Genomic DNA, 21,354 nt, shown 5'->3' with positions numbered 1-21,354 from the left:
GGGCCCTGGGGCGGTCCGGCGGCAACGGCATGCCTGTCACGGGTGTGGGCGCGGGAGCGCACACCCGTAGCGCCCCCGGCGGGTCGCAGAGGACCGGCCGGGCGGCTGGGGATCACAGGGAGGGGACGGGAAGCGGCGGACCGCGCCGGGAGAGGACGTGCGGGGCGAGCAGCCCCTGGGGGCGGCGGCCCGGCCTGCGGCGGGCGCGCGGCCGGACGGGCCGCCCGGTGGCGGGCGGTGCCGCCGACCAGAGGCGCCAGGCCGTCCGCAGCGGCGCCCGTACGAAGAGGGCGAGGCTGCGGCCCAGCCGGGCGAGGGCGACCTCGCCGCGCCAGAGCCACCAGCCGCAGATCACCCCGGCGAGGGCGTGGGCGGCGGCCATGGGACCGGTGAACACCGAGCTGCTGAAGGCCCCGAGAAGCTCCGTCAGCAAGGAGGTGTCGGCGACCGGATGCGGAACGGGAGCGTGGGGCAGCTCGTGCGCGTGGTGCACATGCTCCGCCGCAGCCGTCGGCGCGCCGGTCGCGGAGTCCGCCGACGGGTGGGCCCCCGTCACGGCGAAGTAGGCGTGCAGCCCCAACTGGCCCAGGACATGGGCCGCGACGGTGACCGGGGCGCCCCGTGCGCGGCGGCCGAGCCACCAGCCCGCACCGGCGACGGGCACGAGGACGGCCGCCAGGGGCAGGAGCGGCAGAGGGCCGCCGGACATCAGGGCATGGCCGAGCCCGGACACGGCGACGCACACGACCGCGAACAGCGCGGTGCGGGCGAGGCGGAGTGCGGTTCCGGCTCCCATGGCGGCCATCGTGCCAGCCGTACCCGCCCCGTGGAGAAGACCAGCAGATGCGGAAACAACAGGAGTTCACCCCGTTTGCCCCACGCGTTACCCCTGTGATTCATGTCACACGTCATTCGCGGGAACTTCCCCCTCTCTCCCACCGACTGCTCCAACAGCACGCCTGCACACGCCTCGTGGCCCGGGGCCGACGCAGCCGCCCCGCCAGCCGACGCCCCCACGAAGAGGCCGCATGACGAACCAGCCCCCCGCACCCGAACCGGCAGCGGCCGCCGAACTCCCCATCGACTCCACCGAGATCACCGGGACCGACGCCCAACTGCCCAGCACGGAAAAGCCCCGTACCGCCAAACGCATCACCCTCCGGTCCGATCTGCGGGCCTCCTGGCTCGACGGACTGGTGGCGCTCCTGGTGACGGCGGCGGTCTTCGTCCTCCTCTACATACGCATCCGCAACAAGACCTCCTCCACGGTCTCCGTGATGCCGTTCATGGCCGACGTGGGCGGCTTCTGGATGTACTTCCTCAGCCAGGCGTTCGGCTGGTCCGCACTGTTCTGGGCCTGGGGCACGGTCGTCCTCGGGCTCCTGCTCTCCGGCTCCCGCCCGCGGTGGCTGCGGATATCCGGCCCGCGCCTCGAGCGGCTGCACCGCACCACGAGCCTCAACACCATCGCGCTGATCTTCGCCCACGCGCTCTTCTTCGGCGCCGAGCTGTTCCGGCACGACACGGCGGCCTGGAACTCCGCGCTGGCCACCGCCTTCGTCGAGACGTTCGTGCCGGGCGGCTACACCTCGGGGACCGGGCAGATCGCCATCCCGATCGGCCAGGCGGCCCTGTACCTCGCGATCCCGCTCGGCCTGCTCTTCTACGTACGCCACCGCTTCGGCCCGAGGACCTGGCGGGTCCTGCACCGCTTCGTGATCGTCGTGTACGTGCTGAGCGTCTGGCACACCCTGCTGTACGGGACGAACGTCTGGTACGACGGCTGGTTCCGCACCAGCATCTGGCTGCTCCAGCTGCCGATCGCCGCCCTGCTCCTCGTCCGGCTGCTGCGCCCGGCCCGCCGCTCCGAGAAGCTGCCCCTCTCGCCGGGCGCCGCCCCCTCCCGGACCGGCTGGGGCCTGCGGCTGGCGGGCCGGCTGGCGGTGGTGGGCGTCATGGTGGCGCTGGTCGTGGTGGTGGTCAGCGGAAGCGACGGCGGCCGGACGGTACCGCCGGACGACACCTCGTCGACGCACAACCACGACTGACGGGCACGGCCGGCCCAGGGCGTGGGGCGCGGGGGCATGAAGTCCGGCGGCGGGGGTCCGGCACCGTACGCTCGGGTCCATGACCACCCATGATCTTCCCGTGATCGCCGCCGTCGACGGTTCCACGCACAGTTGGCAGGCGCTCGACTGGGCCACCCACGAGGCCGTACGGCGCCGCCTTCCGCTGCTGATCGTCCACGTCAGGCCGCTCACCCGGACCGCCGACGAGGAGACCCGGCTGCGGGAGGCGGACGAGCTGCTCGCCGAGGCCGTGCGCCGGAGCGGGGCGCTCGCTCCGGCGCTGAACCCGTCGACGCTGGCCCCGCTGGACTTCCCGGCGGCCGCCCTGGTCTCGCTCGGCCGCGACGCGTCGATGGTCGTGGTCGGCTCGCGCGGACTCGGCGGTTTCCGCTCGCTGCTGATCGGCTCCAACAGCCTGGCCACCGCGTCGATGGCGAGCTGCCCGGTCGTCGTCGTGCAGGACGCCGGCCCCGACGAGGACGACCAGCCGGAGGAGGCCGGGACCTCCTCCGACATCGTGGCGGGGGTGGCCGCCGACGAGAGCAGCGAGGCGGTCCTGGAGTTCGCCTTCGCCACCGCGGCCACCCGGCCCGGGGCGCGGCTGCGGATCGTGCACGGCTGGACGATGTTCTCGTCCATGCTCGCCGGCGGGCCGGTCTTCGACCGGGAGACCGCTGCGGACTCGGCCCGGCGCGGGCTGGCCGAGCTGACGTCGGGGTGGCAGGAGCGGTATCCGCAGGTGGAGGTCGTACGGGAGCCGGTCAACGGCTCCGCCTCGCGCACCCTGGTGACAGCCTCCGCCACGGCGGCGCTGACCGTGATCGGCCGCCGCAGGGGCGGGGAGTCGCTCGGCCTGGGCCTCTCCCCGGTGGCGCAGACGACGCTCACGCACGCACTGGGACCGGTCGCCGTCGTGCCCTGCTGAAGGTCCCGCGCCCGTCAACCTCCCTGCCGTGCAGCCCTCTTGGCGGGACGGGCGGCTTGGCCGAGACTTGACCGATGACACAGCGTGTGGCACTCGCGACCGTGATGGACCGGCTCGCCATCGATGATGTGATCACCGGGTACGCCGTGACCGTGGACGACGGCGACTGGAGCGCGTACGAGGCCCTGTTCACCCCGGACGGCCGCGCGGACTACACGGGCGCGGGCGGGGTGGAGGGCCCGGCGGGCGAGATCGCGCGGTGGCTCACCGGGACGATGCGCCTCTTCCCGGTCCGCCAGCACCTGATCGTCAACCGCCGCATCGACCTGGAGGACCTGGGCGGCTACCCGGGCGACCGGGCGCGGGTGCGGGCCGACTACCTCAACCCGATGCGCCTGGCCCGGGAGGGCGAGACCGCGGGGACCGGTGACACGGCCCCCGACTTCGTCTCCGGCGGGCGGTACGTCTTCGAGCTGGACCGTACGGAGCCGGGCTGGCGGATCCGTACGGTCACCGTCCACGAGAAGTGGCGCCGCACCCCCGGCCCGGCCTGATCCGCACGCCTCGGGTGAGCCTCGGCCACGTCCCGCCTCCGGTGGGGATCACCTCCCCCACACTGGGTACAGAGAGCTGACCCGGCAGGTCACGCGGCTGCTCACCCGCGCGGGACGAGGAGGCACGGCATGCGGAGGTGGTGGGCCGGAGAGCGCCCCGCGTCCGGCGGACGGACGGGGAGCGGGCCCGCGGAGGACGGGACTCCAGCAGGCGCGCCACCGCTGGGCAGGGCGTCGGAAGACGGGCCTCCGCCGGACGGGTCCGACGGGTGGGAGGAGAACGGGACGACCGGGGCGCCACCACCGAGCGAGCCTCCGCCGTACGGAACACCACCGGACGGGACACCAGCAGGCGCGCCATCCCCGGACAGGTCCCCTGAAGAGGGACCACCCCTCGGCGCCTCCACCCACAGGGCCCTCCCCGCCTCCGGCTGGGCCCGTTGGGTGGCCGCCCTGCTCGCCGGGGCGCTGCCCGCGCTCACGTTCCCCGCGCCCTCGCTCTGGTGGCTGGCCTACGTCGCGCTCGTCCCCTGGCTGCTGCTGATCCGCTCGGCGGGCACCGTGCGGCGGGCGGCGCTGGACGGCTGGATCGGCGGGATCGGCTTCGTCGTCGCCGTGCACCACTGGCTGATGCCGAGCCTGCACGTCTTCATCGTGCTCCTGGGTGCGCTGCTCGGGCTGCTGTGGGCCCCTTGGGGCGTCTTGGCCTGGCGGCTGCTCGGGGGCAGGCCCTCGGCGCGGCGGGCCGCCGCCGCGGTGGTGGCCGTGCCCTCGGGGTGGCTGGCGATCGAACTGGTCCGCTCCTGGGAGGGGCTCGGCGGGCCCTGGGGGCTGCTCGGGGCGAGCCAGTGGGAGGTCGCCCCGGCGCTGCGGGTGGCGTCGGTGGGCGGGGTGTGGCTGGTGAGCCTGCTGGTGGTGGCGGTCAACACCGCGCTCGTCCTGCTGGCGACCGCGCGGACCGGCGCCCGGACGGCGGCCGGGGTGCTGCTGGTCGCGTGTGCCCTGGCCGTGACCGGAGTGTGGGCCTGGGCCCCGCAGCCGGTGACCACGGGGACGGCCAGGATCGCCGTTGTACAGCCGGGTGTCATCGCGGGCCCGGACAGCGTCGAGCGGCGTCTCGCCCGGGGCGAGGAGCTGACCCGTACGGTCGCGGGCCGGGATGTGGACCTCGTCGTCTGGGGCGAGAGCAGCATCGGGGCGGGCGCCTGGCAGGACCCGGGGACCGCCCGGCGGCTCGCGGTGCTCTCCCGGGAGACCGGGGCCGACCTGCTGGTCAATGTGGACGCCCGGCAGACGGACGGCTCGGGCCGGAGCGGGATCTTCAAGTCGGCGGTGCTCGTGGGGCCGGACGGACCGACCGGGGACCGGTACGACAAGATGCGCCTGGTGCCGTTCGGTGAGTACGTCCCGGCGCGCGCCCTGCTCGGCTGGGCGACCTCCGTGGGCAGGGCGGCGGGCGAGGACCGGCTGCGCGGCGACCGGCAGGTGGTGATGGTCCTGCCCGACGGCGACCGGGGGCTGCGGATCGGCCCGCTGGTCTGCTTCGAGTCGGCGTTCCCCGACATGAGCAGGCGGCTGGTCCGGGACGGCGCCCAGGTGCTCGTCGCCCAGTCCGCCACCTCCACCTTCCAGGAGAGCTGGGCCCCCGCCCAGCACGCCTCCCTGGGCGCCCTGCGCGCCGCCGAGAACGGGCGCCCCATGGTGCATGCGACGCTCACCGGCATCAGCGCCGTCTACGGGCCGCGCGGGGAGCGGATCGGTGAGCCGCTCGGTACGGAGGCGAGCACGGCGGCCGTGTACGACGTACCGCTGACGCGCGGCACCACGCTCTACGGCCGCTTCGGCGACTGGGCGGTGTACGGGGCGCTGGCGGCGCTGGCCGCCCTGTGCGCGGCCGAGGGGCTGCGGGCGCTCAGGAGGAGGCCTGCTCCAGGGCGTCCCTGACGATCCGCTCGCACAGCTCGTGGGTGGCCAGGGCGTCCCGGGCGCTGAGCACTTCGCCCGCGCGGACCGCGTCCAGGAAGGCGTGGACGCACGCCTCGATGCCGCGCTGGCGGGCCACCGGCACCCAGTCGCCGCGCCGGCGCACGCTGGGCTGGCCCTTGTGGTCGACGATGTCGGCCAGGTTGAGGACCTGGCGCTTGGTGTCGCGGCCGGAGACCTCGAGGATCTCCTCGGTGGAGCCGTTCAGCCGGTTCATCATCCCGATCGCGGTGAAGCCGTCGCCGGAGAGCTGGAGCACGACGTGGTGCATCAGCCCGTCGACGATCCGGGCGCGGACGCTGGTGTGGTCGACGGGCCCGGGGACCAGGAAGCGCAGGGTGTCGACGACATGGATGAAGTCGTCGAGCACCAGGGCGCGGGGGTCCTCGGGCAGCCCGACCCGGTTCTTCTGCATGAGGATCAGCTCGCGCGGGTGCTCGGCGCACTGGGCGTAGCTCGGCGCGAAGCGGCGGTTGAAGCCGACGGCGAGGCCGGCCCCGCGCTCCTCGGCGAGGTTCACCAGCCGCTCGGACTCGGCGTACTCGTACGCGATCGGCTTGTCGACATAGGTGGCGACCCCGGCGTCGAGGAGCCGCTCCACGATCTCCGGGTGCACGGCGGTCGGGGCGTGCACGAAGGCCGCGTCCAGCCCCTGGGCGAGCAGCGAGTCCAGGGTGGTGTGGCGGGCACCCTCCGGGATGCGGTGGGTGTCACCGACCGCGTCGAGCGTGGCGGGCGTACGGGTCTGGAGGTGCAGCTCGACCCCCGGGACGGCCGTCAGCACCGGCAGATACGCCTTCTGCGCGATGTCGCCGAGCCCGATGCAACCGACCTTCACAGGGGTCTCCCTCTCGCCGTGCCGAAGTTCCGGAGGTGCGTTTCCCGGCAGCATACGGGGCGGCCGGCGGCCCTCTCCCGGCGGCCGTCCTGCGAGGAAATACCTGGCCAGGATCGTGATCATGATCCAGGATGACCGGCATGACTCCCGCAGAACGCTCCGAACCCGCCATCGACGCCGCCGAACGCCCCATGCTGGAAGGGTGGCTGGACTACCACCGCGAGACGCTCGCCACGAAGTGCGCGGGGCTGACGGACGCGCAACTGCGCGAGGCGTCGGTCCCGCCCTCCCCGTTCACCCTGCTCGGTCTCGTACGGCACCTGGCCGAGGTGGAGCGCTTCTGGTTCCGGGAGATACTGGCGGGCGAGGAGCTGCCGGACCTCTACTGCACGGAGGAGGACCCGGACGGGGACTTCACCGTGACGGAGTCCGACACCTGGGCCGTGACCGAGTCCGTCTGGCGGGCGGAGATGGCCGCGGCCCGGAAGGTGGCGGCCGGCTACCGGCTGGACGACCTCTCCCAGGGCGTCGGCTCGGCGGGCAAGCCGTTCAACCTGCGCTGGATCTACACGCACATGATCGAGGAGTACGCCCGGCACAACGGCCACGCGGACCTCGTACGGGAGCGCGTCGACGGCGCCACGGGCGTCTGACCGTTTCCGGCGGCCCGGCGCGTTCCAGGCCGCCCAGCCCATTTGCGGCGGCCCGGGTCCGGAGCGTGGCGCCGTGCTGACCGGGTCACTCGTGCGGGCCATTCCTCGCCCTCGGGCTGCCCGAGTGGCTGCCCGCACCGCAGAGTTGCCCGTGTGCAGCGAACCAGATTCACCACGAGTCTCCTGGTCGGGGTGGCCGTGGCCGCCGCCTCCGGGTGTGTGTCGGTCGATCCGCAGCCGGGGCCTTCGCGTCCGCCGCGGGCGGAGAGCGGCGGACCGGCGCAGGACGTGATCCCGCAGATCGTGCAGCCGCCCGGCCGCGAGGCGCTGGAGACCATCGTGGAGCCGAGCCCGTCGCCCGGCAGGCCCGCCCGGCCCGCGCCGCCCTCCGGGGCCGCTTCGGAGGCCCGGCGTGCGGGGCCCCCGTCGGCGCCCCGGTCACCGGAGCGGGCGGCACCGCCACCACGCCGGACACCGTCCCCCCGGGTCCCGGGCCTCACTCCGCCTCTCCTCGCCCCGTCCGGCGTCCTCCCGGCCCTCCCCCGGGCCCGCGGCGGTCTGCACGACGTGTGCGCGCTGGGCCGGGGGTACGGGGGCTGGCCCGCGGGCTCCCGGGAGAACCGGATCTGCGAGAAGACGTACGGCCGCTGAGGGACGTACGAGGCGTACGGGACGGCCGACGGCCCCGTCCGGAACCGGCGTCACATCTCCCGCATCCGCAGCTCCAACTGCTCGATGGCGGCCCGGACACCCTCGCCGTGCCCCTCATGACCGGCACCGCCGCCGTCCTCGTCCAGCGCGTCCGCCGCGTCGCGGGCCTGGCGGAGGTGGATACGGGCCGCGTCGGGGCGCTGGAGCTTCAGATAGTCCGCCGCCAGATTGAGGTGCAGCGAGGGGGTGAAGGCCCTTACCGCCAGGGCGTCCGGGTGGTCGGCGGGCCGCTCGCCCCGCAGCGCCTCGGCGGCCGTCAGGGCCCGCAGGTCCCAGGCCAGCTCGTCGCCGGGGTCGTCCTGGGTGTCGGCCAGGTAGTGCGCGAGGGTGCAGCGGTGCAGGGCGTCGCCGTCGGCGCCCAGCTCCGTCCAGAGGAGGCCGAAGCGGTTGCGGGCCTCCTCCCGGTCGCCGCCGTGGAGCAGCATGACCGCCTGGCCGATCCTGGTCATGACGGCGTCCTCGGACGCCTCCTGCTGCTCCACCACTGCGGTCTCCTCTGGCCCGTCCAGGTCGCGGTCCTTCGACGCTAGCGCCGGTGGTCCGCAATCCCGCTCAGACACGGGCGGTACGGCCCGGCCCGTCGCGCCGGTCCGATCCGCACCGCCCCCGTGACTCGGCCCGCTCAGCCGCTCAGCCCGCCGAGCCGAGGTTCGGGATGCGCCAGTCGATCGGCTGGTGCCCCTGGGCGGCGACGGCCTCGTTGATCTGGGTGAAGGGCTGGGAGCCGAAGAACTTCTTCGCGGAGAGCGGCGAGGGGTGGGCGCCCTTCACCACGACGTGGCGCTCCTCGTCGATCAGGGGGAGCTTCTTCTGGGCGTAGTTCCCCCAGAGCACGAAGACGGCGGGGTCGGGCCGCTCGGCGACGGCGCGGATCACCGCGTCGGTGATCTTCTCCCAGCCCTTGCCCTTGTGGGAGTTGGCCTCGCCCGCGCGCACGGTGAGAACCGCGTTCAGCAGGAGGACGCCCTGCTCGGCCCACGGCATCAGATAGCCGTTGTCCGGGATGGGCAGGCCCAGCTCCTGCTGCATCTCCTTGTAGATGTTGCGCAGGGAGGGCGGCGTCTTCACACCGGGCCGCACGGAGAAGCAGAGCCCGTGCCCCTGGCCCTCGCCGTGGTAGGGGTCCTGGCCGAGGATGAGGACCTTGACCTTCTCGTACGGAGTGGCGTCCAGGGCGGCGAAGACCTGCTCGCGGGGCGGGTAGACGGGTCCCTTGGCCCGCTCCTCCTCGACGAAGTCCGCCAGCTCCTTGACGTACGGCTTCTGCAGTTCTTCGCCGAGGACGCCGCGCCAGGACTCGGGCAGCAGGTCGATATCGGTCACGTCCACAACCTCCGGTGAGCAACAAGTTCTTGATCCCAGAACCTACCGGCCGCCACTGACAACGGGCCCGGGGGAGGGAACTCCCCGGGCCCGTACGCTTACCGCCGACCGGTATTACCAGCTGGCCTTGCGGTACAGCTCCCACATCTGCATGACGGTCTGCGGGTCCAGTGCGCGCTCGCCGCCGCCGATGTCCTCGCCCGAGGCGACGTACAGCTTGCCCTGCCAGAGCGGCAGCAGCCGGACGTCCTCGACCAGGATCTGCTGCGCCCGCTCGAACTGCCTGCTGACCGCACCCCGGTCGCTCTCCTGCCGCGTGGCGGGGATCAGCTGCTGGGTGATCTCCTTGTTGCGGTACGGGGTTCCGGTGACGCTCTCCTCGCCGACGAAGGGGGCGATGAAGTTGTCCGGGTCCGGGAAGTCCGGGAACCAGCCACGGCCGAAGACCGGGTACTCGCCCTGGGTGAAGCCCTCCTGGAAGGTCTTCCAGGGTGCGCTCTCCAGCGTGATGTCGAAGAGCCCGGAGTCCTCCAGCTGCCGCTCCAGCTCCTCGAACTCGGGCTGGGTGGAGGAGCCGTAGCGGTCGGTGGTGTACCAGAAGGTCATCTTCACCGGCTCGGTGATCCCGGCCTCGGTGAGAAGTTCCTTCGCCTTCTTCACGTTCGGGTCGCCGAAGGTGTCGAAGAAGCTGGTGGTGTGGCCCGAGATGCCCTTGGGGATCATCGAGTAGAGGGGCTCGGCGGTGCCCCGGTAGACCTTGGCGACCAGGGCGTCGCGGTCCACGACGTGGGCGATGGCCTTGCGGACGGCGGGCTTGGAGGCGGCCGGGTCCTTGGGGTTGAAGACGAGGAAGCGGATGTCCGCGCCGGTGGTCTCGATGATCTGGAGGCCGTCGTTGCCCTCCTTCTTGTCCTCCAGGCCGACGACCTCCTCGGCGGTCAGACCGCGGTAGGTGGCGTCGATCTCCTTGGCCTTGAGCGCGGCCACCATCTGGGCGGACTTCTCGAAGTACTTGATGGTGACGGCGTTGTTCTTCCGGTTGGCGAAGCCCTTGTAGTCGGGGTTCTTCGTCAGCCCGGCGCTGACCCCGGCCTCGTAGGAGTCCAGGAGGTAGGGCCCGGAGCCGGTGACCTTGCCGTCGTCGCGGATCTTGTCCTTGGGGTAGTCGCCGGGGGCGACGAGCGACATGGCAGGCGTGGCGAGGATGAACGGGAAGGTGGCGTCGGACTTGTTCAGGTGGAAGATGACGGTGTCGTCACCCTTGGTCTCGATCCGGTCGAGGGAGCCGAGCAGGCCGGCCGGGCCGCCCTTGAAGTGGATGTCCACGACCCGGTCGATGGAGTACTTCACGGCCTGGGCGTCGAGCTTCTCGCCGTTGGAGAACTTGAGGTTCTTCTTGAGCGTGCACCGGTAGGCCATGCTCGTGGCGTCGGTGAAGGTGCAGGTGTCGGCAGCGTCCGGCTCGGGGCTCGTACTGCCGGTCGGGAAGCTCATCAGAGTCTGGTAGATGTTCCGCATCAGCTCCCAGGAGCCGTCCCAGGCCGCGGCGGGATCCAGCGTCGACGGGGAGCTGGTCGTCCCGACGGTTATCTTCTGATTTTCTTCCGATCCGCTGTCGGAAAGAAGACCGCAGCCGGCCAGCAGAGAAAGGGAAGCTAGGGCTGCAGCGGCCTGCAGACTGGCCCGGTAGAACACGTGCACGCTCCTCGATCAGCCATGGGTCGGCAGACCATACCGCAGCGCCCCGCCGGATCGATCCGTCGGTCCGGCGGGGCACCCGAGTCAATCAGGCCAAACCGGTTCAGGCCACTCTCAGCCCACACCGGCGTTGAGGAAAATTCCTCCGTCGACCACCAGGGTCTGCCCGGTGATCCAGTCCGACTGCGCCGAGGTCAGGAAGGCGGCGGCGCCCCCGATGTCCTCGGGCACACCGAGCCGGCCCAGCGGATAGGCGGCGGCCGCCTCCGCCTCACGGCCGTCGTAGAGCGCCTGGGCGAACTTCGTCTTGACCACGGCGGGCGCGATCGCGTTGACGCGGACGACCGGCGCGAACTCGTGCGCCAGCTGGAGCGTCAGGTTGATCATGGCCGCCTTGGACATCCCGTACGCGCCGATGAACGGCGAGGGCGAGACCCCGGCGACGGAGGCGATGTTGACGATCGCCCCGCCGTTCTCCTTCTGCCAGGCCTTCCAGGTCTGCTGGGCGAAGCCGAGCGCCGAGATCACGTTGGTCTCGTAGACCTTGCGGGCCACATTGAGGTCCATCTCGGCCATGGGGCCGAAGACCGGGTTGGTGCCCGCGTTGTTCACCAGGTAGTCGACCCGGCCGAACGCCTCCATGGTCCGCTCGACCGCGGCCGCCTGGTGGGCCTCGTCGTGGGCCTTGCCGGGGATGGCGATGACCCGGTCGGCGCCGAGCCGCTCCACGGCCTCCTTGAGGGCATCCTCGCCCCGTCCCGTGATGGCGACCCGGTCCCCGCGCGCGACGAGCGCCTCGGCGACCCCGTAGCCGATGCCCCGGCTGGCGCCCGTGATGAGGGCGACTTTCCCGCTGTCCTGCACCGTCATGATGTCCGCTGCCCTTCGGATCAGTTGAGGGGTCCGCCGGCCACGTACATGACCTGGCCGGAGACGAAGCCGGCGTCGTCGCCGGCGAAGAAGGCGATCGCGTTGGCGACGTCCTCGGGGCGGCCGACGCGCTGCACGGGGATCTGGGTGGCGGCGGCCGCCTGGAACTCCTCGAAGCCCATGCCGACGCGGGCGGCGGTCTGCGCGGTCATCTCGGTGACGATGAAGCCGGGGGCGACGGCGTTGGCGGTGACGCCGAACTTGCCCAGCTCCTTGGCGAGGGTCTTGGTGAGCCCCTGGAGCCCCGCCTTCACGGCGGAGTAGTTGGCCTGGCCGCGGTTGCCGAGGGCCGAGGAGGAGGAGAGCGAGACGATCCGGCCGAACTTGGCCTCCACCATGTGCGCCTGGACGGCCTTCGCCATCAGGAACGCGCCCTTGAGGTGGACGTTCATCACGATGTCCCAGTCGGACTCGCTCATCTTGAACAGCAGGTTGTCACGGAGCACGCCCGCGTTGTTCACGAGGATCGTCGGGGCACCCAGCTCGGCGGCGACCCGCGCGACGGCGGCTTCCACCTGGGCGCCGTCCGACACGTCGCAGCCGACGGCGAGCGCGGTGCCCCCGGCGGCGGTGATCTTCTCGACGGTGTCCTTGCAGGCCGCCTCGTCGAGGTCGAGTACGGCGACGGCGCGGCCCTCGGCCGCCAGGCGTACGGCGGTGGCGGCGCCGATGCCCCGCGCCGCTCCCGTCACGATGGCGACGCGCTGCTCGGTGGTGGACATGCTTGGTTCTCCTCGCCCTTGGAATCGCGGCTCAGCGGACGTCGGAGCACCTCCCGGCCCGGGAGGCCCCGATGACTGAGCAACCGCTTAGTACCTTCAGCAGACGAGACGCTAGAAGCCCTGGCACCCGGTGTCAACGGCACGCGACGCAGGGGGCCGCACGTCACACCGGGCGGCGCCCCCTTCCCGTACCGAGGGGGACACGCGGCCCATGCCACCCGGCACCCGGCACCAGACGTCGAACACCCGTCACCCGCACCCGCACCCGGGACCGAGGACCAAGCACCGGGCAGCGGACACCAAGCCCCCGGAACGCGACTCAGCGCACCAGCAGATCGAGCAGCCGCTCCACCTCACCGGCCGGGTCGGTGGTGAGCCCGCTGTGCACGGCCCCGGGCTGGACCACCGTGGAGCGCGGGGCGATCAGCCAGCGGAAGCGCCGCCCGGGATCGTCACCGGCCGCCTGCCCGGCCCCCTCACCGCCGCCGCAGACCCCTTCCACGGCGCGGAGGGCGGCGCGGACGCCCACGACGTCGGCGTCCGGGTCCAGCGCCCTGAGCTTCGCCTCGTCCAGATGCGTCCGGGCGGCGACGAACGAGTGGGCCCGGCAGTAGACGATCACCCCCGCGTTGAAGCACTCCCCCCGCTCGACCCGGGGGACGACCCGCAGGAGCGCGTACTCGAAGACATCGCGGCGCGTCATCGGCCCCCCTCCCGGCCGGTACGGGCGGCGGCCCCGGCACCATCGCCCTCGGCCGGTTTCGGCCGGGGCGGCAGCCGGTCGGTGAGCCAGCCGGGGGCCTGGGAGGGCCGGTCCGCGGTCGGCGCGCCGAGGGTGATCCGCTCGTGGATGGTGGCGGCGCGGGCGAGCAGCGGAGCCACGTAGGCCCGGCGCACCTCGTCGGCGGAGGAGAACCCTGGCTCGCCCTCCAGCCAGACGTCGGGGACGTCGGCGGCCACGTCGGTGAGCAGCTCCTCGGTGACCAGCGGGGCGAGTTCGGCGGCCGCCGAGGCGATGTCCGGGGCGAAGGGCGCCAGCACATGGTCGGAGGCGTTGTACGGCTTCGCCGCCGAGGCCTCGGCGCCCGGCCAGTTGTGGTGCCAGATCATGGTGGCGCCGTGGTCGATCAGCCAGAGGTCGCCGTGCCAGACCAGCAGGTTGGGGTTGCGCCACGACCGGTCGACGTTGTTGATCAGCGCGTCGAACCAGACGACCCGCCCCGCCTCGGCCGCGCCCACCTCGTAGGCGAGCGGGTCGAACCCGAGCGAGCCCGGCAGGTAGTCCATCCCCAGGTTCAGCCCGCCGCTCGCCTTCAGCAGCTCCTGCACCTCCTGGTCGGGCTCGGCGAGCCCGATGACCGGGTCCAGCTCGATGGTCACCAACTCCGGCACCCGCAGCCCCAGCCGCCGCCCCAGCTCGCCGCAGATGACCTCCGCGACGAGCGTCTTGCGGCCCTGACCGGCCCCGGTGAACTTCATGACGTACGTACCGAGGTCGTCGGCCTCGACGATCCCCGGGAGCGACCCGCCCTCCCGCAGGGGCGTGACATAGCGGGTCGCTACGACTTCTTCCAGCACTTTCCCAGGCCACCCATCTCTTCAGCCTTACGCTCCACGAGCGGACCGTCGGCGGTGGCACGCCCCTTGCTGCCGGGTTCCGGCATGAAGTGAGCATAGTAGCCGAGGGATTTCATCGGCGGGGAGCGTTCCGGGCCGGGGGCACGACGGTCCCCGGCTTTCCTCACGGCAACTCCACCTCCACCGGCGGGAATGAGCTGTACCAGGATTTATAAAGTCCCCGATGGCGCATAGACGCGGATTTCACTTCACCTATTACCGGCAGACCTCGACAACACCCCACCCTTGCGTCCCAGGCCAGGCGAACAGAGCCACAATCACACCGGAGGCCCGTCATCAACCTCACAAACCGAACGGCCCTTCGGCGAACCGACGGGCCGTGACGAAGGATCGAGGTCAGTCGAGCACCTCGTCACTCAACTCGACCACGACCGCTTCTGGAATCTCAAGCGCTCCAATGACCCGCTCCACCGCTTCCGCGGAGAAGAGAGCCTTGGTCGCGCTGAGGAGGAACCCGGGCGTAGGCGGATTGTAGGCCTCCCGCTGCAGGACGAACTTGCTTCCGTCGGACAACGCGAAGGCGAAGCACAACCACTCGCCCAAGTCGTCGATCCCAACGTCGGGTCGCCCCCAACGGCGATACAGCGCCATGAGATCAACCCGAACCAGCGCCAGATAACGAATGTCCTTCGTCGACAGCTCTTCATCCGCGACTCTTCGCAGGCCCGTAAAGTCCAGGCTCATCTGCACACCCCGCCTTTCCTCCACGATCACCATGAGAATGGAAACCCAATCTTCGCCATCAGAGGTGAGTTCTCTTTGATTTCTCCCACTCGCCAGCTTCCCAGGAGACATAGTCGGCCCGCAAATGGCCGCTCATAGCTCCGGGAACGGTGGGGTGCCATCCATCACCTGCCGCAACTTCCGCGCAGGCGTCGCATCGCGCGGCCCTCTCCAACCGACGCCGGAGACGCCCCCCAGCAGACTTCCCACGTCCTGCTCCTCACCAGATCCGCACCCGGCCAGCGGATGAGGACCTCACCCGGCGCTCCGTGGCCCAGGTTGCGATCGAACGGTGGGGCCCGGGTGGGGTGTCGTTCCGGGTCGGCGCCGACCCGGAACGTTCCGCTGCCCAGGAAGCCGGGGCCCGTCGGCCGATGGTCACCGGGTCACCCCGCTCCCTCTTCCGGGGCCGGCGTCGGCGTGCCCCGACGTGGCCCAGCAGCATGGGGGAAGCGTTCCGCGAGCCGCTGGAGCAGGTGGGCGTAGGCCTCGCGGTGCGGCCGCCGGGGGTGGGACTGGCCCAGCTCCCAGCGCACCACGGCGAGGCGCTGCACGCCGACCGCGTCCGCGACGTCCTTCTGTGTGAGGCCGGCCGCGAGGCGCAGTTGGGCGCGCACGCGCGGCGGAGGCAAGACGTTGTCCAGCAGGGCATCGACCCGCTTCAGGGCTTCCAGCTCGGACATAGTGCAACTCCCCATGCTCGGTGGATCTCTGAAAACATGCACGCACACTGCGTCCGGTGTACGGACGCGTGGTCCTGCGGCGTGATTCTCTTCTCCCAGCACCTGTTCTCGGCCTGGGGCACGGACTGGTGACCTGTCTGGGATACGGCTTGTCTACGGCTTGTCGAGATGTGCGAGGGCGTACCGGATCGCGGCGAGCGCTTCGTCGTTGGTGGCGTTGAGCTGTCTGGCGGCGGCCGCGTAGGTGCTTGCGTGCTCCGCGAGCTTCGCCTCGATGTCGGTGGTGGCCGACGGGGCGATGACCTGGGTACCGGAGCCTCGGCGGCTTCTGACAAGGCCCGCGGCCTCGAGTTCGCGGTAGGCCCGCACCACGGTGTTGTTGGCCAGTCCGAGGTCGGAGGCCAGCTGGCGTACGGATGGCAGTCTGGCCCCCTGCCCCAGCCGGCCGACCGCGATGAGATCGGCCAGCTGTGCGCGGAGTTGCTCGTACGGAGGCACGGGGGACGCATGGTTCACGCTGATACTGATGCCGTTGGCCGTCATGACCGAGCCTTGACGTAGGCCTGCGGCAGCAACAGGACGCACAGACAGTGCCCCGCGGTCGTCGCGGAGATGAGGACGGCGACCGCCAGCCCCGAGATCGCTCCGCCGTTCGTCGCGCCCTGGCAGGGCACGCTCAGCGCCCCGAGGCCCATCATCGCGGAGACAGCGAAGAGAGGAGCGCTCACCAGCACTCCCCAAGCTCCCACAGCCGCCCGGGCCCTGACGCGGCGTCGACCGTCGTCCCCCGAGCGTGCGGTGATCCGGCGCAGGAGCAGTGCGCAGGCGACGGTACCGAGGGCGAGACCGCCCAGGACCGGCCAGGCGTGGACGGAGCCGGGCCAAGGCGAGAGCAGGTAGGTGCCCGCCGGACAGGTGACGGACAGGACCCGCCCGGGGCGGCCCTCGGAGTCCGCCGAGGCCATCGCGACGGCGACGGCCAGCAGGACCAGCAGGGCGACGGCCTGTACGGCCAGTGCGATCGTCAGGGATCGGGGCACGTAGTCCCGAATGCGGCGCGGAGTCATGTCGGCTGCTCGCAGCCAACGAGGCTCCGGCCGCGCGATCATGTCCGCCGCGAACAGACCGGCCATGACACACAGACCGAACACGGGAAACCCGTAGAGCAGGTCCACAACAGGCTCAGGACTGAAGGTCACCAGCACGTTGGCAGCAAGGCCGGTCGCCACGCCGGCCCATCGAACAGGGGTGTCCAGCCCCGACCGCCGGATGCCTTCCGTACCCGCGGCAGCCGACATGTCACTCCCCTTCCCCAGCGTCAACTGTATCAACTACCTGACACAATCACTCAAAGAATCCAACTGCGTCAACCAGTTGACACGCTTGGCGCCAGGTCACCGCCGCCCGGGCGCACGACGGGGCCCGGCTTCCTGTCGAGCCGTTCCTACCGGATTCCGGCAGGAAGCGAGGACAGTGATCACGGGGAATGGACCCGGAACCGACACTGTCCCCGCCGGCGGACCGGGCGGGGACAGTGCTCAGGGCCGACGGTGAAGGCCCCTGTTCGGTGCGGGAATCAGATGATGCTCACACCGTAGACGCTGAGCGCCTCGGTGACGGGCTGGTAGAACGTGGTGCCGCCGGAGGAGCAGTTGCCGCTGCCGCCGGAGGTGAGGCCGAGAGCGGTGCTCCCGGAGAAGAGCGCGCCGCCGCTGTCGCCGGGCTCGGCGCAGACGTTGGTCTGGATCAGACCGGTGACGATGCCGTCGGCGCCGTAGTTGACGGTGGCGTTGAGGCCGGTGACCGAACCGCCGTGCAGGCCGGTGGTGGAGCCGCTGCGCTGGACGGACTGGCCGACCGAGGGGTCCGCGGCGCCGTCGATCTCCTGGTAGCTGCCGTTGTAGAGGTAGACACGGCCGTCGGCCGCGCTGGGGTCGGAGTGCCGGATGATGCCGTAGTCGTTGCCGGGGAAGCTGGATCCGGTCGTGGTGCCGATGGACCACGAGCTGCCGATGTTGGTGCAGTGGCCCGCGGTCAGGGCGAACTTGGTGCCCGCGCCGTCCTGCACGTTGAAGCCGAGGGAGCACCGGGCCCCGCCGGTGGTGATGGCCTCGCCGCCCGCGATGAGCTTGCTGAACTTGCCGGGCGTGTGTTTGACCTCGAGCGCGTCGGCGTTCGCACCGGCCTCGCTCCGGATCTTCTCGATCTCGGCCTCGGTAACCGTGCTGTCGACGGTGACGACGACCTTGCCCGACTCGGCATCGACGTACCAAGCGGTGCCGCCGATGTCCGCGGTACGGACGGAGTCGGCCGTCTGGCTGAGCTGGGTGGCACTGAACGTCTTCGGAGCCGGCTGGGCGGACGCCGTGGCGGCGGGTACGGCGAGTGCCGCGGCGGCGGCGAGGGCGGTTGCCCCGGCCATGAGTCGTGCTCGTCTCGACATGCTGTGGGGGTGGGAGAGTCGCACTGCAAGTCCTCCAGATCGTGGGGGGAACTCGGGGCGTTGGGTGGACGCCCATGACACGTCATCAGGAGTCACGCGATCAGGACGACGTGTCCCTGACAACGTTGTTTTCATGCTGGACAGGCCTGTACGCCCACACAAGACCCCCGGGACGGGACTGGCTGAAATACAGCTGCTCAACAGGGCACCGAAACCGTCAAATCGGCGGATTGGCGACTGCGCGAGAAGAGGGATGGCCTGAATCAGGTTGATCCTTCGACGAGCTGACGCCTTTACGGAGCGCGCGCCAGGGGCGAGCCGGAGACAGGCCGGAGACGAGCCACCGGAACTACCGCCCGGTACTCGCGGATGTTATGGGCCGCCGACATTGGCGCACCCGCACGGCCCCTCACATACTCCTGTGGACGGCAGGTTGACGGGCCACGAACAACCCCGAACGACCAGTGGACCCATCGCCTCCGCACCTCCCACACCTCCCACACGAAGGACCCCCCATGCCTCTCCCCAGGCCCCTGCTCGCCGCCGGCCTCGCCCTCGGCATGGCCGTCGCCGCCCCGGCCTTCACCGGCACCGCGACCGCCGCCCCGAACCCCATCGTCGGCGGCGGACAGGCCACCACCACGTACTCCTTCATGGGCTCCATCCAGGTCAACGGCGGCCACTACTGCGGCGCTTCGCTGATCTCCCCGGGCTGGATGGTGACGGCGCTGCACTGTACGTACGGCAACGGCGCGCTCCCGCCCTCCGCCCTCCGCGTCCGGATCGGCTCCAACGACCACCTCAGCGGCGGCACCCTGGCGAGCGTCTCGCAGATCGTCCGCCCCTCCAACAGCCAGAGCATGGCCGGCCAGGACATAGCCCTGCTCCGCCTCAGCAGCCAGGTCGCCAACACCCCCGTACCCATCACCGCCACCACCCCGCCCGACAACACCGCCACCCGGCTGCTCGGCTGGGGCCAGACCTGCCCGCAGCGCGGCTGCTCCACCGGCGCACCCCGCTACCTCAAGCAGCTCGACACCAAGGTGCTGCCCGACAGCTCCTGCCTCGGCATGGTGAACAGCCGCGAGCTGTGCATCGCGGGCACCACCTCCAACACCGCCTGCTACGGCGACTCCGGCGGCCCCGCCCTGGTCAACCGGAACGGCCGCCTCGAACTGGCCGGCGCCACCAGCCGCAGCGGCTCCAACAGCAGCACCTGCGGAGTCGGCGGCGCGGTCTACACGGACCTGGCCGCCTGGCGCTCCTGGATCCAGCAGTACACCGGGGCGCTCTGAGCCCGGCCCCGGCACCGCAGTTCCCCGGGCGCTCCGACCCCGGACCCGGCACAGCGGCTCCCCGAGCCCTCTGAGCCCGGGCCCGGCAAGGCGGTTCCCGGGGCACTCCGAGCCCGGGCCCGGCCTGGCGGTTCCCGGGGCGGTCGGGCCCCCACCCCGGCCACCCCGGAACCGCCGCGAACCACCCCATGTCTCGCGCATGGACATGCCATACGTGAGTGAACTAGCCTCAATCAGCCATGGACCTGGAACTGCGGCACCTCCGCATTCTGCTGGCGATCGCCGAGGCGGGCAGCCTGACCAGGGCAGCCGCCGCCCTGATGCTGTCCCAGCCGGCCATGACCACACAACTCCGGCGGATCGAGGCGTCGTTCGGCCAGCCGCTCTTCGAGCGGTCGGCGCGCGGAGTGGTGCCCACCCGGGCAGGCGAACTCGTCATCTCGCACGCCCGGGACGCGGTGGTCAGCGCCGACCGGATCCGCAGCTACCGGCTCCGGCCCGCGCCGGGCCCGGAGCCGGTGACGGTCGGCGGCAGTTCGGGTCCGATGCTGAGCCATCTGACGCTCCACCTGCCCGCCGTCCTGAGCAACCCGGTCACCTTCGTGCAGTTCCCGGCCACGGGGGACGCCATGAGCCGCCTCGGTGACCGGTCCATCGACGCGGCGTGCCTGGTGGATCTGGAGGGCTTCGGTACGACACCGGCCGACGGGGTCGTCGTCGACGTCATCGGCCTCGAACCGGTGGTGGTGATCCTCCCGGCCGGGCACGCCCTCGCCGGCGAGGCCCGGATCGATCTGGCGGGCCTGGCCGACGAGACCTGGCTCCTGCCCCCGCACGACCCCGGCTGCGACGACTACGGGGCGCTGGTCCACGCCTGTGCGGCGGCCGGATTCGTACCACGGTTCTCCCCGCACCGGATCGGCGATCTGAGCATCCTGTGCGACCTGGTGGCCCAGGGCGTCGGCCTGACCCTGGCCCAGGGGTCGGCCCGGGCGCGCGAGGGGGTGGTCATGCGAAGACTCGCGGGTGACCCCCTGCTCGGGAGACATCTGCTGGCCCTGCACCGCGAATCGCCCCTCATCACCTCCCGTCCCCTCCTGCTCGGTCTCGTCCGGGACGCCTTCGGCGCCCGCTGCGTCAAGCCCGGCTGAGCGGACCGGCCGGACAACGGCCACGAACCGGCCATCCACGCATGTGATGGCCGGCCGACATGAGCACAAGCCGGTGGGAGACCCGCATACTCCCGACCAGGTTGACTTGACAGTCCACCGACAACATCGTCAGCGACCGAGACCGGGAGAGGGCCCCCCGCCCTCCCGCCGGGGAACAACCCAGCGAAAGGACAGCCATGCCCCGCTCCAAGTGGTTCGCGGCGGCCGGTACCGCCGCCGCCATCACCATGATCATGGCACCGGCGACCCACGCCGCCTCCGCACCCTCACCGACCGCACCGGCCCGCGCCGCCGCGGTCACGACCCTGTACTACGACTCCACCCGGGCCCCCGGCTGGGAAGCGGCCATCACCGCCGGGGTCGCCTCGTGGAACGCGAACGTCGCCAACGTGAAGCTGGCCAAGGTACGGCCCGGCACTCGCGCCGAGATCCAGATCATCGCCACCAACGGCTGGCCGCAGGCGACGCTCGGCCCGGTCCGCCCCGGCGGCCAGGCCCGGGTGGAACTCGGCAGCCTCGCGGTCACCGAGGGACACGACAAGACCCGCATCGCCGCCCACGAGATCGGCCACAACCTCGGCCTGCCGGACACCAAGCCCGGCCCGTGCTCCCAGCTGATGTCGGGCTCCAGCGCCGGGATCGGCTGCAAGAACTCGGTGCCCAACGCGGCCGAGCGGTCCCGCGTCGAGTCCGCGTACGCGGGCCGTGGAGCCGCTTCGCTCACCCCGGCCGACGGACGCGTGCTGGTCGACGCGCACTGACCGGCGCGCAGGGGGAAGGCCGGGCGGCGGGGCAGGGTGACCCGCCGCCCGGCCGCATGCCCGTATCCGCGCCTGCGCCCGTCCCCGTACCCGCGCGTCGGCACCCGCCCCCGCACCCGTACCTGCGCGTCGGCCCCCGTCCCGTCCCCGCACCCACGCCCGTATCCGTACGCGATCAACCACGGCCCCGATGAACACCCGCGCCCCCTCCCCCGTATCCATGGCCGAAGCCA

The 21,354-nt window shown here is 71.7% G+C and carries 23 protein-coding genes; 9 read left to right on the top strand and 14 right to left on the bottom strand.

The features are described from left to right. Nucleotides 1-112: 112 nt before the first annotated feature. Nucleotides 113-796 (bottom strand): hypothetical protein, encoded by a 684-nt coding sequence (locus DJ476_RS30425; protein WP_112491997.1) that lies wholly within the window; start codon nucleotides 794-796, stop codon nucleotides 113-115. 232 nt (nucleotides 797-1,028) lie between these two features. Between DJ476_RS30425 and DJ476_RS30420 the strand changes: the two genes are divergently transcribed. The 4 genes from DJ476_RS30420 to lnt all read left to right on the top strand — a co-directional run bounded on the left by DJ476_RS30420 (nucleotide 1,029) and on the right by lnt (nucleotide 5,492). After that, a complete protein-coding gene (locus DJ476_RS30420) occupies nucleotides 1,029-2,048 on the top strand; it encodes a ferric reductase-like transmembrane domain-containing protein (protein ID WP_112491996.1) in 1,020 nt (339 codons plus the stop codon). Nucleotides 2,049-2,127: 79 nt separating this feature from the next. Next, a complete protein-coding gene (locus DJ476_RS30415) occupies nucleotides 2,128-2,994 on the top strand; it encodes a universal stress protein (RefSeq protein ID WP_112491995.1) in 867 nt (288 codons plus the stop codon). Nucleotides 2,995-3,068: 74 nt separating this feature from the next. Beyond that, on the top strand, nucleotides 3,069-3,548 hold the full coding sequence (locus DJ476_RS30410) for a nuclear transport factor 2 family protein (RefSeq protein ID WP_070202510.1): 480 nt from the start codon (nucleotides 3,069-3,071) through the stop codon (nucleotides 3,546-3,548). Nucleotides 3,549-3,992: 444 nt separating this feature from the next. Beyond that, nucleotides 3,993-5,492, top strand: a complete 1,500-nt coding sequence (lnt, locus tag DJ476_RS30405) for an apolipoprotein N-acyltransferase (RefSeq protein WP_112491994.1) — start codon at nucleotides 3,993-3,995, stop codon at nucleotides 5,490-5,492. Here the strand turns inward: lnt and DJ476_RS30400 are convergent. Further along, nucleotides 5,461-6,369 carry a Gfo/Idh/MocA family protein gene (locus DJ476_RS30400; RefSeq protein WP_112491993.1) on the bottom strand — a complete coding sequence of 303 codons (909 nt, stop codon included), beginning with the start codon at nucleotides 6,367-6,369 and terminating at the stop codon, nucleotides 5,461-5,463. The two genes, lnt and DJ476_RS30400, sit on opposite strands and share 32 nt — an antisense overlap. Nucleotides 6,370-6,500: 131 nt before the next feature. Between DJ476_RS30400 and DJ476_RS30395 the strand changes: the two genes are divergently transcribed. Both DJ476_RS30395 and DJ476_RS30390 read left to right on the top strand, forming a co-directional pair. Then, the gene (locus DJ476_RS30395; RefSeq protein ID WP_404827556.1) at nucleotides 6,501-7,022 is read left to right on the top strand and encodes a DinB family protein; all 522 of its coding nucleotides are present in this window, start codon (nucleotides 6,501-6,503) and stop codon (nucleotides 7,020-7,022) included. A 153-nt stretch (nucleotides 7,023-7,175) separates the two neighbouring features. After that, nucleotides 7,176-7,673, top strand: coding sequence for a hypothetical protein (locus tag DJ476_RS30390; RefSeq protein ID WP_103417801.1), 498 nt, complete (start codon nucleotides 7,176-7,178; stop codon nucleotides 7,671-7,673). A 50-nt stretch (nucleotides 7,674-7,723) separates the two neighbouring features. Here the strand turns inward: DJ476_RS30390 and DJ476_RS30385 are convergent, their stop codons facing one another. The 12 genes from DJ476_RS30385 to DJ476_RS30330 all read right to left on the bottom strand — a co-directional run bounded on the left by DJ476_RS30385 (nucleotide 7,724) and on the right by DJ476_RS30330 (nucleotide 17,917). Next, nucleotides 7,724-8,218 (bottom strand): hypothetical protein, encoded by a 495-nt coding sequence (locus DJ476_RS30385; RefSeq protein WP_103417800.1) that lies wholly within the window; start codon nucleotides 8,216-8,218, stop codon nucleotides 7,724-7,726. 145 nt (nucleotides 8,219-8,363) lie between these two features. Continuing rightward, on the bottom strand, nucleotides 8,364-9,056 hold the full coding sequence (locus tag DJ476_RS30380) for a uracil-DNA glycosylase (protein ID WP_103417915.1): 693 nt from the start codon (nucleotides 9,054-9,056) through the stop codon (nucleotides 8,364-8,366). A 114-nt stretch (nucleotides 9,057-9,170) separates the two neighbouring features. Continuing rightward, complete coding sequence (locus DJ476_RS30375) at nucleotides 9,171-10,574, bottom strand: ABC transporter substrate-binding protein (RefSeq protein ID WP_248869637.1); 1,404 nt, start codon at nucleotides 10,572-10,574, stop codon at nucleotides 9,171-9,173. A gap of 294 nt (nucleotides 10,575-10,868) precedes the next feature. Beyond that, nucleotides 10,869-11,624 carry an SDR family oxidoreductase gene (locus tag DJ476_RS30370; RefSeq protein WP_070202504.1) on the bottom strand — a complete coding sequence of 252 codons (756 nt, stop codon included), beginning with the start codon at nucleotides 11,622-11,624 and terminating at the stop codon, nucleotides 10,869-10,871. A gap of 20 nt (nucleotides 11,625-11,644) precedes the next feature. Further along, nucleotides 11,645-12,406, bottom strand: a complete 762-nt coding sequence (gene fabG, locus DJ476_RS30365) for a 3-oxoacyl-ACP reductase FabG (protein WP_018492638.1) — start codon at nucleotides 12,404-12,406, stop codon at nucleotides 11,645-11,647. 319 nt (nucleotides 12,407-12,725) lie between these two features. Then, the gene (locus DJ476_RS30360; protein WP_018492639.1) at nucleotides 12,726-13,109 is read right to left on the bottom strand and encodes a DUF3037 domain-containing protein; all 384 of its coding nucleotides are present in this window, start codon (nucleotides 13,107-13,109) and stop codon (nucleotides 12,726-12,728) included. Beyond that, nucleotides 13,106-13,984 (bottom strand): HipA family kinase, encoded by an 879-nt coding sequence (locus DJ476_RS30355; protein WP_208853544.1) that lies wholly within the window; start codon nucleotides 13,982-13,984, stop codon nucleotides 13,106-13,108. The genes DJ476_RS30360 and DJ476_RS30355 overlap by 4 nt, the downstream gene beginning before the upstream one ends. 396 nt (nucleotides 13,985-14,380) lie before the next feature. Next, nucleotides 14,381-14,761, bottom strand: coding sequence for a hypothetical protein (locus DJ476_RS30350; RefSeq protein ID WP_318294814.1), 381 nt, complete (start codon nucleotides 14,759-14,761; stop codon nucleotides 14,381-14,383). A gap of 392 nt (nucleotides 14,762-15,153) precedes the next feature. Continuing rightward, nucleotides 15,154-15,450, bottom strand: a complete 297-nt coding sequence (locus DJ476_RS30345; protein WP_112491990.1) for a helix-turn-helix transcriptional regulator — start codon at nucleotides 15,448-15,450, stop codon at nucleotides 15,154-15,156. A gap of 153 nt (nucleotides 15,451-15,603) precedes the next feature. Continuing rightward, on the bottom strand, nucleotides 15,604-15,993 hold the full coding sequence (locus DJ476_RS30340) for a GntR family transcriptional regulator (protein WP_112491989.1): 390 nt from the start codon (nucleotides 15,991-15,993) through the stop codon (nucleotides 15,604-15,606). Beyond that, nucleotides 15,990-16,748: a hypothetical protein gene (locus DJ476_RS30335; RefSeq protein WP_318294813.1), complete on the bottom strand. Its 759-nt coding sequence runs from the start codon at nucleotides 16,746-16,748 to the stop codon at nucleotides 15,990-15,992. The genes DJ476_RS30340 and DJ476_RS30335 overlap by 4 nt, the downstream gene beginning before the upstream one ends. A gap of 278 nt (nucleotides 16,749-17,026) precedes the next feature. Then, entirely contained in the window at nucleotides 17,027-17,917 is an 891-nt protein-coding gene (locus DJ476_RS30330; RefSeq protein WP_079167437.1) for a S1 family peptidase, read from the bottom strand. Between the two features lie 491 nt (nucleotides 17,918-18,408). Between DJ476_RS30330 and DJ476_RS30325 the strand changes: the two genes are divergently transcribed. The 3 genes from DJ476_RS30325 to DJ476_RS30315 all read left to right on the top strand — a co-directional run bounded on the left by DJ476_RS30325 (nucleotide 18,409) and on the right by DJ476_RS30315 (nucleotide 21,121). Continuing rightward, nucleotides 18,409-19,188 carry a S1 family peptidase gene (locus tag DJ476_RS30325; protein WP_103417795.1) on the top strand — a complete coding sequence of 260 codons (780 nt, stop codon included), beginning with the start codon at nucleotides 18,409-18,411 and terminating at the stop codon, nucleotides 19,186-19,188. Nucleotides 19,189-19,427: 239 nt separating this feature from the next. Next, nucleotides 19,428-20,339, top strand: coding sequence for a LysR family transcriptional regulator (locus DJ476_RS30320; RefSeq protein WP_103417794.1), 912 nt, complete (start codon nucleotides 19,428-19,430; stop codon nucleotides 20,337-20,339). Between the two features lie 197 nt (nucleotides 20,340-20,536). Beyond that, the gene (locus tag DJ476_RS30315) at nucleotides 20,537-21,121 is read left to right on the top strand and encodes a snapalysin family zinc-dependent metalloprotease (RefSeq protein ID WP_103417793.1); all 585 of its coding nucleotides are present in this window, start codon (nucleotides 20,537-20,539) and stop codon (nucleotides 21,119-21,121) included. The last annotated feature ends 233 nt before the right edge of the window (nucleotides 21,122-21,354 follow it).

It is taken from the genome of Streptomyces bacillaris (assembly GCF_003268675.1).
Taxonomy (GTDB): domain Bacteria; phylum Actinomycetota; class Actinomycetes; order Streptomycetales; family Streptomycetaceae; genus Streptomyces; species Streptomyces bacillaris.
This window is presented reverse-complemented; position numbering and strand designations above follow the sequence as displayed.

What these genes read in the sequence shown, in the direction of transcription:
- DJ476_RS30425 (WP_112491997.1), bottom strand. Translation starts at nt 796, where the DNA reads ATGGGAGCCGGAACCGCACTCCGCCTCGCCCGCACCGCGCTGTTCGCG.
- DJ476_RS30420 (WP_112491996.1), top strand. Translation starts at nt 1,029, where the DNA reads ATGACGAACCAGCCCCCCGCACCCGAACCGGCAGCGGCCGCCGAACTC.
- DJ476_RS30415 (WP_112491995.1), top strand. Translation starts at nt 2,128, where the DNA reads ATGACCACCCATGATCTTCCCGTGATCGCCGCCGTCGACGGTTCCACG.
- DJ476_RS30410 (WP_070202510.1), top strand. Translation starts at nt 3,069, where the DNA reads ATGACACAGCGTGTGGCACTCGCGACCGTGATGGACCGGCTCGCCATC.
- DJ476_RS30395 (WP_404827556.1), top strand. Translation starts at nt 6,501, where the DNA reads ATGACCGGCATGACTCCCGCAGAACGCTCCGAACCCGCCATCGACGCC.
- DJ476_RS30375 (WP_248869637.1), bottom strand. Translation starts at nt 10,574, where the DNA reads ATGCGGAACATCTACCAGACTCTGATGAGCTTCCCGACCGGCAGTACG.
- DJ476_RS30370 (WP_070202504.1), bottom strand. Translation starts at nt 11,624, where the DNA reads ATGACGGTGCAGGACAGCGGGAAAGTCGCCCTCATCACGGGCGCCAGC.
- fabG (WP_018492638.1), bottom strand. Translation starts at nt 12,406, where the DNA reads ATGTCCACCACCGAGCAGCGCGTCGCCATCGTGACGGGAGCGGCGCGG.
- DJ476_RS30360 (WP_018492639.1), bottom strand. Translation starts at nt 13,109, where the DNA reads ATGACGCGCCGCGATGTCTTCGAGTACGCGCTCCTGCGGGTCGTCCCC.
- DJ476_RS30350 (WP_318294814.1), bottom strand. Translation starts at nt 14,761, where the DNA reads ATGGTGATCGTGGAGGAAAGGCGGGGTGTGCAGATGAGCCTGGACTTT.
- DJ476_RS30345 (WP_112491990.1), bottom strand. Translation starts at nt 15,450, where the DNA reads ATGTCCGAGCTGGAAGCCCTGAAGCGGGTCGATGCCCTGCTGGACAAC.
- DJ476_RS30340 (WP_112491989.1), bottom strand. Translation starts at nt 15,993, where the DNA reads ATGACGGCCAACGGCATCAGTATCAGCGTGAACCATGCGTCCCCCGTG.
- DJ476_RS30335 (WP_318294813.1), bottom strand. Translation starts at nt 16,748, where the DNA reads ATGTCGGCTGCCGCGGGTACGGAAGGCATCCGGCGGTCGGGGCTGGAC.
- DJ476_RS30325 (WP_103417795.1), top strand. Translation starts at nt 18,409, where the DNA reads ATGCCTCTCCCCAGGCCCCTGCTCGCCGCCGGCCTCGCCCTCGGCATG.
- DJ476_RS30320 (WP_103417794.1), top strand. Translation starts at nt 19,428, where the DNA reads ATGGACCTGGAACTGCGGCACCTCCGCATTCTGCTGGCGATCGCCGAG.
- DJ476_RS30315 (WP_103417793.1), top strand. Translation starts at nt 20,537, where the DNA reads ATGCCCCGCTCCAAGTGGTTCGCGGCGGCCGGTACCGCCGCCGCCATC.